The sequence below is a fragment of the Vitiosangium sp. GDMCC 1.1324 genome (assembly GCF_003044305.1).
GTDB lineage: Bacteria > Myxococcota > Myxococcia > Myxococcales > Myxococcaceae > Archangium.
The window spans coordinates 342,695-356,450 of the sequence record NZ_PZOX01000012.1; the positions used below are offsets into that span (position 1 = coordinate 342,695).

General features: G+C 69.4%; 10 protein-coding genes. 2 read left to right on the forward strand and 8 right to left on the reverse strand.

The features are described 5' to 3' along the window. Positions 1 to 13: 13 nt before the first annotated feature. The 7 genes from DAT35_RS31980 to DAT35_RS32010 form a co-directional block, all read right to left on the reverse strand. Entirely contained in the window at positions 14 to 1,036 is a 1,023-nt protein-coding gene (locus tag DAT35_RS31980) for a methyltransferase (protein WP_108072071.1), read from the reverse strand. After that, the gene (locus tag DAT35_RS31985; protein WP_108072073.1) at positions 1,033 to 1,845 is read right to left on the reverse strand and encodes a tryptophan 2,3-dioxygenase family protein; all 813 of its coding nucleotides are present in this window, start codon (positions 1,843 to 1,845) and stop codon (positions 1,033 to 1,035) included. Before DAT35_RS31985 ends, DAT35_RS31980 begins: the two co-directional genes overlap by 4 nt. A gap of 51 nt (positions 1,846 to 1,896) precedes the next feature. After that, positions 1,897 to 2,295, reverse strand: a complete 399-nt coding sequence (locus DAT35_RS31990; RefSeq protein ID WP_108072075.1) for a response regulator — start codon at positions 2,293 to 2,295, stop codon at positions 1,897 to 1,899. Further along, complete coding sequence (locus DAT35_RS31995; RefSeq protein WP_108072077.1) at positions 2,288 to 5,218, reverse strand: response regulator; 2,931 nt, start codon at positions 5,216 to 5,218, stop codon at positions 2,288 to 2,290. Before DAT35_RS31995 ends, DAT35_RS31990 begins: the two co-directional genes overlap by 8 nt. A gap of 3 nt (positions 5,219 to 5,221) precedes the next feature. After that, positions 5,222 to 6,382 carry an FIST signal transduction protein gene (locus DAT35_RS32000; protein ID WP_108072079.1) on the reverse strand — a complete coding sequence of 387 codons (1,161 nt, stop codon included), beginning with the start codon at positions 6,380 to 6,382 and terminating at the stop codon, positions 5,222 to 5,224. 30 nt (positions 6,383 to 6,412) lie between these two features. Next, positions 6,413 to 8,233 (reverse strand): cytochrome C, encoded by a 1,821-nt coding sequence (locus tag DAT35_RS32005; protein WP_108072081.1) that lies wholly within the window; start codon positions 8,231 to 8,233, stop codon positions 6,413 to 6,415. Between the two features lie 290 nt (positions 8,234 to 8,523). Further along, entirely contained in the window at positions 8,524 to 9,474 is a 951-nt protein-coding gene (locus DAT35_RS32010; RefSeq protein ID WP_108072084.1) for a sensor histidine kinase KdpD, read from the reverse strand. Between the two features lie 240 nt (positions 9,475 to 9,714). On the opposite strand from DAT35_RS32010, the gene DAT35_RS32015 reads away from it, so the two are divergent. After that, positions 9,715 to 12,753, forward strand: a complete 3,039-nt coding sequence (locus DAT35_RS32015; protein ID WP_108072087.1) for a helicase-related protein — start codon at positions 9,715 to 9,717, stop codon at positions 12,751 to 12,753. Between the two features lie 51 nt (positions 12,754 to 12,804). Here the strand turns inward: DAT35_RS32015 and DAT35_RS59275 are convergent, their stop codons facing one another. Next, a complete protein-coding gene (locus tag DAT35_RS59275; RefSeq protein WP_158501979.1) occupies positions 12,805 to 12,972 on the reverse strand; it encodes a hypothetical protein in 168 nt (55 codons plus the stop codon). Positions 12,973 to 12,988: 16 nt separating this feature from the next. Here DAT35_RS59275 and DAT35_RS32025 point away from each other — a divergent pair, with 16 nt between their 5' ends. Continuing rightward, positions 12,989 to 13,753, forward strand: coding sequence for a TIGR02269 family lipoprotein (locus DAT35_RS32025; protein ID WP_233261853.1), 765 nt, complete (start codon positions 12,989 to 12,991; stop codon positions 13,751 to 13,753). The last annotated feature ends 3 nt before the right edge of the window (positions 13,754 to 13,756 follow it).

Sequence of the window (13,756 nt, forward strand, 5' to 3'; positions counted from 1 at the left end):
TACGCCCGGGCGCTCAGGGCCGCAGCGCGGTGACGAGCTCGAAGGGGCCGGGCAGCACGCGCACGTCGTGGAAGCCGAGTGCCGCGAGGGCCCGGGTGTAGAAGTCCACCTCGCGCAGGCGGCTGACGCACGAGTCCACGCCCATGAGGAAGTAGGACCAGAAGAACTGGGCGGCGAGCCGCTCCGGGGTGCGGAACTCCTCGCAGATGAGGACGCGGCCACCGGAGGGCAGGGCGTCGAGGGCGGCGCGCAGGAGGGCGCGGGCCGTGTCCTCGGGCCAGTCGTGCAGGACGCGGACGAAGGAGAGGGCGCGGTAGCCGTGGGGCAGGGGCTCGCGCAGGAAGTCACCGGCCACGAAGCCGAGCCTCCCCGCGAGGCCGCGCGACTCCCGGGTGCGCGCCACCAGCGGCTCGCAGGCGGGCAGGTTGTACACGTCCACGGCGAGGCCGGGTTGCCACTCCAGCAGGTGCGCCGCGAGCGTGCCGTCTCCGCCGCCCACGTCCAGCAGCCGCGTGCCCGGCTCGAGCAGGTGGGGCCCGTGCGCGCGGAACGTCTCCAGGATGGGGCCGAGCCCCGCCGCCATGCTGGCCTCGAAGCCCGCTACCTGTGCGGGCGTGCGCGGCGGCCAGTCGAAGGCCTCGACAGGCATGCTCCGCTCTCCGCGCAGCACCTCGGGCAGACGGCCGTGCAGCTCGCGCCAGCCGTACGTCTCCCGGTCCCGCTCCAGCGAGCGAGGACCCAGCACCGCTTCGGCCGCCGCGCGCAGGCCGGGCACCGCGCTGTAGCGGGCCTCCACCAGCGCATCCGAGGATTGCTCGCGCCGCACCAGGCCGAGGCTCTCCAGACAGTCGAGGAACTTGTAGAGGCGTCCGGGTACCAGGCCGTGCCGCTCGCACAGGACGCCCAGCGTCACCGGGCCCGGCTCCAGCGCGTCCAGCAGTCCCAGCCGCAACGCCGTGTCCACCACGTCCACCGCCCGTGCGCCGTTGAAGAGCAGGTGGAGCAGGGCGCGGGGAGAGGGATTCGGCGCGCTCACGGGGCGCCCGCTCCGGCGTCTCCGCGGGGCGCCCCGGGTGCATAGCCGCCCTCGCGCCGCCAGTCCGCCGTCATCTCCACGCGCACCTGCCACAGCGCGGGAAAGAGGGGCTTCGTCATGCGCCCGGACAGTACCCGCGTGGGCAGCCCATCCAGCGCCTTCACCGTGGCGTCCACTCCGATGGTGCGGCGCACCAGTTGGAAGTGCGCGTACAGCCAGTTCTGGAAGGCCTCGTCATAGTCGACGAGCTGCTCGCACAACCGCTTGAGGTCTGCCGCCGCCGGGCCCAGGTACACGGAGGCCAGCTCCACGCCGCGCCGTCGCAGCAGCCGCTCCAGCGCACCCTCCAGGCCGTCGGCCGTCATGCGCACCGCGTTGTAGCCCGGTGACTCCTGTCCGCTGCCATTGCCCAGGTTGCGGCGGATGACCTGGTAGGTGTCCGGGGTGAGCGTCTCCAGTACCCCCAGCTCCACCGTCATGCCGCGCACCACCCGCAACATGCGCTCCAGCCGCGCCGAGGCCTCCCACAGCGCGTTCCGGTCCAGCTCCGCCACTGCCTCCACGGACTCGTGGGCGAGCACCTTCAGCCAGAGCTCCTGGGCCTGGTGCACCACCTGGAAGAGCAGCTCATCGGGAGTCACCCGCTCATCGGGAGGCGTCTGCAGCGCGAGCAGCTCGGGCGTGCGTACGTACTTCTCGTAGTCCAGCTCGCCCCGGCCCACCCACTGCTTCAACAGGGGATTGAGCCAGGGACCTTGCAACTGACGCCGCAGCGCTTCGGCGGGACTGCACTCGTGGAGTGGCACCATGGGTCCTCCTTGGGGGAAACAGCGAGAGGGGACCTCGGGGTAAGGCGGTGCTCAAGCGGGGGCGGAGCGGCTCTGCTCGCGGAAGGCGGTGAGCTTCTGGATGAGCTCGGTGCCCTGGACGCTCTTGGAGAGGTAGCCGTCCGCGCCGGAGGCCAGCGCGAGTGCTCGGAGCCGGTTCTCGTCCGAGGACGAATAGAGGATGAACTTCGTGCTCCGCGGGGCATACCGGCGAGCCAGGCTCACGACCTGGTCTCCCTTGAGCGCCGGGAAGTTCACGTCCAGCAGTACCAGGTCCGGCTCGCCATTGCGCACCAGGTTGGAGACTCCCAGGGCCGAGTTGTGCGTCTGCACCTCGAAGTGAGGCGCCAACGTCCGGCGGACGAGATCCAACAGGTCTGGATCATCGTCCACCACGAGGACACGGCCCTTGGAGATCGCTGCTTCAACCATGGCTTCTCCCCAGGTGCTTGCGAATCGTCTCGAGCAACTGGTCGCGATCGAGAGGTTTGGTGAGGTAGGCGTTGCAGCCGGCGGCCGTGGCCTTGTCCTGGTACTCGCGCCCGGCGTGGGCCGTCACGGCGATGACGGGGATGTTGGCCGCGGCGGGCACCTGACGCAGGCGCCGCGTGGCCTCCCAGCCATCCAGGCGGGGGAGGGACAGGTCCATCAGGATGAGGTCCGGAGCGTCGCGCGAGGCCCGCTCCACCCCGAGCTCGCCGTCCTCGGCCTCCAGCACCTCGAAGAGGCCGCCGAGGTAGCGCCGGACGATGTCGCGGTTCTGCGGGTTGTCCTCGACGTAGAGGATGCGGGGCAGACGGCCGGCGCGCTGGGCGCTCTGCTTGAGCAGCAGACCCTTGGCCTGGCCGATGACCTCCTCCAGCGCGTGGCCGCCCTTCTGGACGAAGCCGGCGAAGCCGTCGCGCAGCACGGCCTGCTCCTCGGCGGAGAGCGTCTTGCCGGTGAGCACCACCACCGGGACGTTGAGCTTCTCGGCGCGCAGACGGCGCAGCACCTCGAAGCCGTCCAGGTTGGGCATCATCAAATCCAACACCACCAGCGTGGGCGGGGAGACGCGCGCCTTGAGCAGGGCGTCCTCGCCGCTGTGGGCCTCGCTGGTGGAGAAGCCCGCGCGGCGCAGGGAGCGGCTGACGAGCTCGCGGGTGGAGGCGTCGTCGTCCACCACCAGCACCTCGCCGGCGCCGGTGACGGTGCCGATGCTGCGGCGCACCACCTCCACCAGGTGCTCGGGCTCGATGGGCTTGACGAGGTAGTCACACGCGCCCAGCGAGAAGCCGCGCGCCCGCTGCTCCTCCACGGAGATGATGATGACGGGGATGCGCGCCAGGTCCGGCTCGCTCTTGAGGGCGGACAGCACGCTCCAGCCGTCCAGGCGCGGCAGGTAGATGTCCAGCACGATGGCGTGCGGGCGGAGCTCCCTCGCCTTCTTGAGCGCCTCCAGGCCATCCGTGGCCGTCACCACGGTGAAGCCCGCGGGCCCGAGCTGTCCGGACACCAGGTGCTGGACGAGCGGATCATCATCCACCACCAGCACGGTGCCGCCCTGCACCATCGGTGCGAGCACCGTGCCCACGTCCTGGGGCGCCACCGGCCTGTCCAGCTCGCGCGACTCGCCCAGCGTCTCGCCCTCGAGGATGCCGACGAGCCGCACCGTGAAGGTGGTGCCGCGGCCCAGGGTGCTCTGCACCTCCACGCCGCCGCCCAGCACCTTGCTCAGCTCCCGGACGATGGCCAGCCCCAGCCCCGTGCCGCCCACCTTGCGTGTGGTGGAGCCGTCCACCTGGCGGAACTTCTCGAAGATGAACGAGAGCTGGTCCTGGGGAATCCCGATGCCCGTGTCCTCGACGATGAAGACGGCCTCCTTGCCCTCCGCGCGCGCGGTGAGCGCCACCTCGCCGGACTCGGTGAACTTGGCGGCGTTGGACAGCAGGTTGAGCAGAATCTGCCGCAGCTTCAGCGCGTCCGTGCGCACGTACGCCACGCGCGGGTCGATGTCCGTGCGCAGCTCCACGTCCTTGCCCTTGAGGTACTCCTTCACCGTGGCCGTGCACTCCTCGGCCAGCTCCTGCACGTCCACCCGCTCCACCACCACCTCCACCCGGCCCGCTTCAATCTTGGACAGGTCGAGGATGTCGTTGATGAGCGCCAGCAGCGTCTGCGCGTTCTTCTTCACCACGTTGAGGTCGCGCCGGCCGTGGGCGGTGAGCCGGCTGCCCTCCTCGCGCATCAGCAGGTCGCAGTAGCCGATGATGCCGTTGAGCGGCGTGCGGATTTCATGGCTGAAGTTGGCCAGGAACTCGCTCTTGAGCCGGGCGGCGGCCTCGGCCTCGCGGGCGCGCTCCTCCTCGTTGCGCTTGGCGGCGGAGAGCTCGGTGGCCAGCCGGTCCAGGTCCTCGTTCTGCTGGCGGATGATCTCCATCTGGAGGGCGCGCTGCTGGTAGCTCGCCAGGGTGCGCGCGGACACGGCGCGGCTCTTCTTGAGCTCCTCCAGGTTCTCCGCCAGGCGCTTGTTGGCCTCCTCCAGCTCGGCCTTGGATTTGCGCAGCGCCTCCTCGGCGGCCTTGCGCTCGGTGATGTCCTCGGTGATGCCCAGCACGTAGCGGGCCTCGCCGTTGTCATCCAGCAGCGGCAGCTTGCGCGTGGCGTAGATGCGGTCCACCCCTCCAGTGCGCGCCACCTCCTCGAAGATTTTCAGCTTGCGCGTCTCGAGGATCTCCGTGTCGATGGCCACGAAGGAGTCGGCCTGCTCCTGGGGGAAGTAGTCGTGGTCCAGCTTCCCGAGCAGCCACTCCTTGGTGACCCCGAACGCGTCCGCGAAGGTCTTGTTGGCCACGCGCAGCCGGCGCTCCTCGGCGTCCTTCACGAAGAGGACGAAGGGCAGGCTGTCCACGATGCGCTCCAGCAGCCAGCGCGAGCGCTCCCGCTGCTTCTCTGCCTCCTGGTGCTGGCGGCGCTCGAGGGCGAGCTGGAGCTCGCGGCGCACCACCGGCACCAGCAGCGCTATCCGGCTCATCTCGATGTAGGCACCGGCGCCGGCCTCCTCCAGGGCCACGCTCATGTCCGCCTCGTCCCACCTCTCCGAGACGACGAGGAAGGGCAGCTGGGGCGCCTTCTTGCGCAGGAGCGGCGCGGCCTCGCGGAAGCCCAGCTCCGGCAGCTCCGTGCCGCACACGGCCAGGTCCCACGGCTTCTCCAGCGCCGCCGAGAGCTGCTCCCGGGTGGACACTCGCTCCACGGACACCTTCAGGCTCGCGAGCTGTAGCGCCTCGAGGATGCGGGTGATCTCCCCCTCGCCCACGACCAGCAGGAGCCGGGGCGTCTCGTTGACCGACACCGCAGGAGCCGGAGTGCTCATCCGTCAGTTCCCCCCGAACGCCAGGACCGTCAGCGTCGTGTTGATGTGGAACCCCGAGTAGATCTCGAAGTGCACATTCATTCCAGCCGCCGAGGGCGCATGGCGCAAGGTCTCCGCGAGCTGGGGGATGGTCCCGGTCGAGCCGGCGTACCACATGCGCCCACTGCAATGGAAAAGCAGGGTGGCCTGGGGGTTCTGGACGCGGCGGGGCAGTTCCTCCTTGAAGAAACTCCGGGTCATCCCCGCCATGTCGCCCATCTTCATGAGCTCCAGCTCGGTGCCCTCCTCCAGGAGGTTGGCGAAGAGGATGGAGCCATCCGGCAGGGGCTTCCATGGGGCGCGGATGAAGTACTCGCGGCCCACCTTGAGGGCGGTGGGGTGGACGGCGAAGCCGCGCGGCTTGCCGAACTCGAGGTCATCCACCGTCACCCCGAGCATGTCGGCGTAGCGTTGGGCCGCGGGCTTGCCGTCGATCTCCAGGGCGCGGGTGGCGCTCTCGTCCACGCGGGTGATGGTGAGGCGCTCGCCGGTGGGCAGGTACCAGTGCGAGCGCAGGGCGGCCCAGGGGGCGCTCGTCTTGAAGAGGGCCACCACCACCGCGTCGGTGACCACCTCGCCATCCACATGAATCAGGGCGGACTGCTTCGTCGGGTCCTGCTCGTGGTCCGCGGCGCCACCGCCCACCAGCACCAGCGTCTGGTTCTTCTCGAGGATGCCGAGCAGCAGCTCCTCCTTCTTGTAGCGGAAGCCGTCGTCGATCACGAGGCCCACGTACTGGCGCGCGTCGATGTCCTGCTGGCGGACGCCCAGCTCCTGGGAGGCGCGCTTGATGGCGGCGGCACCGGCGCCCACCGCGTCCACGGACAGGCCGGTGCCCAGGCCCAGGCCTATCTCGAAGTCACCGGAGAGCGCGCCCAGCACCACGCTGCCCGAGTGGATGCCGTGGTTGTCCAGCTCGCCAGCGGTGGTGGCTCCCACCAGACGCGTGCCCGCGGGGAGCCGCTCGCGCACGGCGCGGTTGAGCGCCACCTGGTCCCTGTCGCGCGAGGCGAACAGGGTGACGAGCCTCGGGTACGTGCCTTCCAGCTGTTTGACGAGGTCCTCGGCGGCTGCGATCGGATCCGACTGCGTGGTACGCGCCGTCTGCATCTTCACTCGGGCCAAGGAGGACCTCCGGGGTTGCGGGCAGCGGCGCTAGAGGCCGCTACCCGGGTGGGTTTTGTGGCAGCTGCCGGTGCACTGCAGGAAGGACTTGCGCTCGCCGCCCACGTACATGCTCTCGATGGGGCCGAACTCCTTCACGTGCGACTCGGGGTAGCTCTTGTGGCACGAGAGGCAGGCGGCCTGGCTGGTGCGCTGGATGCTTTCCTTCGTCAGGTGGCAGGAGGAGCACTGCTCCTTCGGCGCGTCGAAGCGGTCCGAGCGCGAGTGGATGAAGTGGGTGCGCACGAAGATGGGGCCCTCCAGCTCGAAGCCGAGCGGAGCGTGGCAGCCGGCGCACGCGGCGCGGTTGTCGTTGCCGTGCAGCACCTTGGAGAGCTCGCCGCCCTCGCTGTGGCAGCTGTTGCACGGGCCGGTGGTGAGCTTCGGCTCGGTGTGCCGCGTCGTGCCGACCTGGATTTCGATGGTGCGGCTGGCGGGGATGTCCTCGCCCATGAAGACGCGGCGGCCCTTCACCGTCACCAGGTAGGTTCCAGGCTCGGCGTTCGCCGGCAGCTTGTACGTCCAGGTGTCGCTCACCGGCGCGTCCCAGCGCCCCTCGTTCGGGTAGAAGGCGCCGCCGAAGAGCTTGTTGGCCGGCGGGAACGTCTGGAATTGAGAGAAGACACCGTCGCGCTCCAGCGTGCCGACCGTCTGCACGTCATTGCTGAGGTCCAGGAACGCGGGCATGTCGATGATGCTGCGGATCGGCTGGATGCGCTGGGCGGGCCCGATGATCTGCGTCATCAGCATGCGCTCACGGTGCTTGCGGCGGTAGTACGTGGTCGTCGGGTCGAAGAACGCGCTGTAGTACTGAATCCCCGGCTCATTCTGCCCGAAAACGACTTCGTTATACGAGGGGAGGCTCCCCTCCGGGTGCAGGCGCTTGCCGGCCCCGTCACGCAGGGCGAGCTGGAACGTCACCGAGGCTCCGGGTGCATACGTGCCATCCGCGCGCGGCGGGGTGACGGCCTTCACGTCGATGGAGAAGCCGTACGCGTAGGTGGGACGGGCCACTTGTTCAACGGGGATGGAGTAGTCCTCGCCGGGGCGCACGGACCAGCTCACTCGCAGGGCGCGGGTGTCCGGAGACAGGGAGAACCAGGTGGCGCCGGTGCGGGCGTTGCGCACCTCGACGAGCGCCTCCTCCTCGAATTTCTTCGCACCGGTGCAATCCGAGACGCTGCGACAGTCCTTCGTCCACTGGATGGCGCGCAGACGGCGGATGAAGAAGTCGTCGTTGGACTTGCGCTGGTCATCCTTGCCGATGTGCAGCGGGATGGCCCGGCCCGTGGGGCGACCGCGGGCGTCCACCGGCTGCACCGTGAAGACGCTGGGCTGCTCCATCCACTTCGCGCTGCGGTAGAAGCGGCGGCGGGTGAAGGTTTTGTCCGCGTTGGGCAGGAGGACGGGCTCCTCGTCCACCAGCGCCAGGCCCTGCCACGGCAGCTTCGCGAAGTCGCCCACCTTGCGCAGGCCGTCCACGCCCTCGTCCTTCGTGGCCGTCGCCGTGGCCCTCAGGTCGATCTGGTTGATGTAGAACGTCTGCCCGGCGCGCACCTTGAGGGGAACGCCCGCCCCGTCCTCCACCTCGAGCGCCAGTCCCACCGCCGAAGCGCCCGGGCTGGGGCGCAGGTCCTCGGCGTCCGACAGGCTCTGCGACAGGCTCGTGCCCGGCGTCTCCGTCCCGGCCACGCCCTGCTCCGAGCAGCCCGCTCCCAGAAGGGCCAGCGCCGCGAGCCACACTCCCTTCATACGGCCCGGAATGCGGACAGACGGGTGCGACGGCACGCAGAGTGCTCCCTTTCCGCTCATGGCGGCCCCTCCTTCTGTGATTGGACGGCGGGCCCTGCTGCGCCCCACCCTCGCTGGTTCCCGCCAGCGGCTTCCGTCCCTACCTCTCAGGTCGGAACCGCTGGTGCCTCAACCGCTCCCTGTCTCAGGGAACAAGTTGATTCGAGCAGCGACAGAATAGAGGGAGTCGACCTGGAATTTCAACTCATAAGGGAATTATTCACATTACCGCAAAGTCCATTTTTGAGCGGTTACGTGTACGCTCCTGGGCGTGACGTGTGGGGTTGTGTGAGAGGGTGCACTGCGTCACATCAGGAGAGGGAATGGGGGAGCTCGACGGTGAAGGTGGCGCCCTGGCCGGGGCGGCTGGAGACGTGGATGGTGCCGCCGTGGGCTTGGACGAGCTGGTGGACGATGTAGAGGCCGAGCCCGGAGCCGGGCCGTCCGGTGTCGCCCAGGCGCTCGAAGCGGCCGAAGAGGCGCTCCTGGGCGTCGGGGGGGAGGCCCAGGCCGTGGTCGCACACGGAGAGGCGGGCCTGGGAGCCGTCGGCGAGGACGTGCACCTCGATGGGATGGCCCCGGCCGAACTTGAGCGCGTTGCTGAGCAGGTTGGTGGTGACGCGGTCCAGGCGCTGGCGGTCCCACCGGCCGAGCACGGGGCCCTGGGCGTGCACCACCAGGGAGCTGCCGGCGGCGGCGGCCTGGTCCGAGAAGCGCTCGGCCACCTCGCGCGTGAGGTCGGCCAGGTCCAGGTCCTCCAACTCCAGGGCGAGTCGGCCAGCGGACAGTCGCGAGAGGTCCAGCAGGTCGTGCACCATCAGACCCATGCGGTGCGCCTCGCGCTCGGCGACGGAGAGCCCCTCCTGGGCGCGGACGTCGTGGCGGGTCTGGGCGCGCAGCCGGTGCAAGCGGAGCTGGAGCGCCAGCAGGGGATTGCCCAGGTCGTGCGCGGCCACGCCCACCAGCTCGAAGGCCCCCTGCACCTGGGCGCGCAGCCGCGCGTTCTCCTGCGCCAGCGAGGTGTGGCCCGGGTCCTCGGGGTGGAGCGTCTGGCGCAGCGTCCAGCCCAGCGCGCAGCCCAGGGTCACCCCGACCAGGCCCGTTACCAGCACGAGCAGCCGCAGCCCGCTTGCCTCCTCTTTGTTCGTGGACAGGGGCCCGGGCGCCAGGAGCAACACTCCCGACAGGGTCACCATGAGCAGGGCGAACGCGAGCAGGCTCACGCCCGCGCGAAGCGCGGTCGTCGGATGACTCGGTGGCATGTGGCACTCCCCCCCGGCGGCCCTGGAGTTCAGGCCCGCAGGCGCGTTCCACCTTGCCTGTAGGGATCGGGTCGAGAAATTGCCCTCGTGGGTCGGGTAGGTGTCGGATGGATGACAGCGGCGTCGCACCGGAGTACGAGGCCGCACCGGAATCCAAGGGGTTCTCGGGATGGCCGCGGGGGTTCTCCGGGGTTATGAGCGAACCCCCTTTTCACATTCGTCGAGGGTCCGTTTCCGACCATGTCCTTCGTACCAGGCAACAAGGTTCGCTATCTCCCGCAGCCCGAGTGGGGCGTGGGGCATCTTCTCGAGCTGCAGGACGCGGGCGCCAAGGCGCTCGTCCTCTTTCCCGCCCGGGAGGGGGAGCCGGTGCTGGTGTCCACCAAGGGTGGAGCGCTGGTGTCCTACGTGCTGACGAAGGGCGAGCCGGTGCAGACGGCCAAGGGCCGGCGCGCCACCGTGCTGGGCGAGGAGGAGGGCGCCCGAGGGCTGCGCCGCTACGTCATCCGCTATGCGGACACGGGCGAGGAGGACGAGATGCCCGAGTCCGAGGTGCACGCGCTGGCGCCGCGCTCGGATCTCCTCTCCACGCTGCGCGAGGGCCGGGTAGGGGACGCGCGAGCCTTCTCCCTGCGCAAGCAGGCGCTGGTGCTGGACGACGAGCGGCGCTGTGACGCGCTGGGCGCGTTGCTGGCCAGCCGGGTGATGGTGAAGCCGCACCAGGTGGGCGTGGTGCAGCGGGTGCTGAGCGCGCGCCGGCCGCGCTTCGTGCTCGCCGACGAGGTGGGCCTGGGCAAGACGATTGAAGCGGGCATGGTGTTCAGCGCCCTGCGCCTGTCGGGCCTCGCGCGGCGGGTGCTGGTGGTAGCGCCGAGCCACCTCACCGTGCAGTGGCTGGTGGAGCTCTTCCACAAGTTCAACCAGCTCTTCACGCTGATGGACTCGGAGCGCTACGCGCAGTCGCTCAAGGAGATGCCGACGGTGTCCCCGTGGGCGCGCTTCCCGCTGGTGGTGACGAGCCTGGAGATGCTCGCGCGCGGCGAGGAGCACCGCGAGTCCGTGGCCGACGAGGACGCCTTCTGGGACCTGGTCATCATCGACGAGGCGCACCACCTCAAGGGTGAGAAGGCCTTCGAGGCCGCCGAGGGACTGGCTCGCAACAGTTGGGGCCTGCTGCTGCTGACGGCGACGCCCATGCAGTTGGACCCGGCCGAGTACCACGGGCTGCTCACGCTCATCGACGCGGCGACGGCGCCCACGGTGAAGGGGTTCGAGCAGCGGCTGGCGCGCCAGGAGGAGCTGAGCGCCGCGGTGCGCGGGCTGCTTGAGGGCAAGGACGCAGCGGGCGCGGTGAAGGCCCTGGCTACGCGCTTCCCGGATGACCCGAAGCTCAAGGCCCTGAAGGAGCGGGACGCGCTGCTGCAGCACCTGGCGGAGACGTACAGCCTGTCCGACCGGCTGGTGCGCAACCGGCGCGCGGTGGTGGGAGGCTTCTCCACGCGCCGCCTGCACCGGCACCCGGTGCAGCTGTCCGCCGAGGAGCTGAAGACGCGCGACGCCGCCCTGGCCGCGCTCGCCTCGTCGAACCTGCGCGGAGCGCCACTGGCCAACCTGTTGCGCCGGCTGGAGTCGAGCCCCGCCGCCTTTGGCGAGGCCCTGCGCACCAACAAGGCCCTGGCGAGCGTGGCCGGGAGCCTCAAGCTGCCCACGCGCGATGCGAAGTTCAGCGCCTTCCAGCAGGTACTGCGTGGCATCTGGGGCTCGGATCCGGGTGCCAAGGTGCTCGTGTTCACCGAGAGCCGCGATACGCTGGAGGCCCTGCGCGCGGAGCTGGGCCGCGAGGGCGTGGAGGCGCTCGCCTACCATGGTGACCTGCCGATGGTGGAGCGGGACCGGCAGGTGGCTCGCTTCCGAGACCCCGAGGGCCCGAAGGTGCTGTTGTGCACCGAAGTGGGCGGCGAGGGCCGCAACTTCCAGTTCGCGCACCACCTGGTGCACTACGATCTGCCGTGGAGCCCGTCCACGGTGGAGCAGCGCATCGGCCGACTGGACCGCATCGGGCAGAACCACCCGGTGGAGATCCACGTCTTCGACCCGGCGGGCACGCTGGCGTCGGACGTGTTGATGCTGCTGGCGGACGCGGTGGGCGTGTTTGGCGAGACGGTGGGCGGCCTGGACGCGGTGCTGGAGGAGGTGGAGGAGCGGCTCACCGAGCTGGCGCTGCTGCCGCGCGAGTCGCGCATGGCCTACGCCTCGGAGCTGAAGGGGAAGGTGGAGGCGGCGCGAGCGCAGGTGAAGCGTGCGTATGACCCGCTGCTGGACATCCGCTCGTTCGACAAGGACGCGGTGGCAAGGCTGGTGACGCGGGCCCAGGAGCGCATGGGCGTGGAGGCCGACGAGGAGGAAGAGGAGTCGAGCCTCGAAGAGGGCCTGTGGAGCGTGGCGAGAGACCTGGACGAGCGGCTCGAGGAGTCGGTGACGGAGCTGGCGCGCCGGGTGGGAATTGGCGTGGACACGGACGAGCAGGTGGACGCGTTCCAGTGCGCGTTCCAGTTCGGGCACGCGCTGAAGGTGGAGGGCCTGCCGGGCATCGACATCAACGAGGACCGGACGGTGCTGGGCACCTTCTGGCGCGACACGGCGGTGGAGGCCGAGGAGCTGGAGTACTTCGCGACGGGCCACCCGATCGTCGAGGCGCTGTTCGGCTTCCTGAGGGACGGCCCGTACGGGCGGAGCGGGGCGCGCTTCATCGAGAAGCGCGGGCCGATGAAGGCCAAGGGCGTGGAACTGCTCTACCACGTGCAGATGCCGGAGCCCGAGGACACCTCGCCGGGAGCGCGCGTGCCGAGCCGGCAGATTGCCCGCTTCCTGGAGCGCACGTTGGTGCACGTGGCGGTGGTGGAGAGCCCCACGGGTCCGAAGGCGGATACGGCGGTGCTGCCCGCGCTGGAGACCGAGGGCAAGGCGCTCAAGGGCGACGAGCTGCTGCGCGTCTTCCCGGGCTTCGGTGAGTTCGTGGAGAAGGGCGTACCGGTGGCGCAGAAGGCCGCGGAGGCGGATCTCACGAAGCTGCAGACGCGGGCGCGCAAGGCGATTGAGGCCGAGCGCGACGCGGCACTGGAGCGGATGCGCCTGTCGCTGACGCACCAGGGGTTGGCGGAGAAGGCGGTGGAGACGCAGCTGTCCGCCGAGCGCACCCACTACGAGCGGTTGTTGACGGCACTGGCGGGAGCGAAGGTGGTGCTCGACTCCGCCTGCGGCTTCGTCATCAACCGGTGAGCCAGCTCCCCTCTCCCTCGGTGGAGAGGGGTCACCTCGCGGGAGGCTGCTTCAAGCGCGCAGCTTCTCGCGCAGCGCCTTCGCCCGGCCCTGCGTGTCCGGGTCCGAGCTGGTGAGCTCGATGCCCTTGAGCCGCTGATCCAGGCTCTTGGGCACCTTCGTCTTCACCAGCAGCTTTCCCTTCGCCGCCAGCCCCTCCAGTATGACTGGGTGATTCACTTGAAAGGTGGTGATTGTGGGCGGATTGGGAAGGCGCATTGTTCTTCTGATTCATCTCCTGAGCGGACTGCTGTCGGCTTGTGCTGCCTCGACGATCGATTCGCGAGCAGGGGTCGCGCCGCCAAGCCCAATCTCCGATTGGGTGGATGGGGAGGAAAACCGGGGAGGGGATGCAGAGTGCCTGACCCTGCTGTGCAGCGAGTCTCAATCCGCATGTGCGCTCTTCCGCTGTGAGGATGTGTCTCCAGGTGCCGGAGGCGCCGGAAAGGTCATCCTTGCTCGAGGTGGCGGTGGCGTCATGTTGGCTCCGCCTCCTACCTCCAGCAGTGCCAGTGCCAGCAGATATTGGGGAAGCGCCCAAGGGCTACCCGAAGACCGGCTCCCCGTCTTTGTCATTCCCTGGCACAACCACGACCGTAAGCCGCTACTCCCGCCGGGAGTGCAGTTGGCCATCCAGGAGCACGTCGCGGGCCCTGGCCGCCTCGTCAAGCACCACATCTTTCCTCAGGAGTTCAAGGAGTGGTTCAAGATCAAGGGCATCAACATCCATGAAGAGACGATGCTTCTTGAGGCGCATGTCCATGATCGCATCCATTTGGGGGCGAGAGGTGGCCCATGGAACGCCGCGTGGCGGCAATTCATTGACCTCAATGGCACCGCGACGAAGGAGGAGATCTGGCGCTATGCCGGGGAGCTGATCCACCGCTTCGGCATTGATGGTCCCATCCTTCCGTACTACGGGCGGGTGGCGTTGCCCTGCCCGTTTCTCACGGTGAGGTAGTCG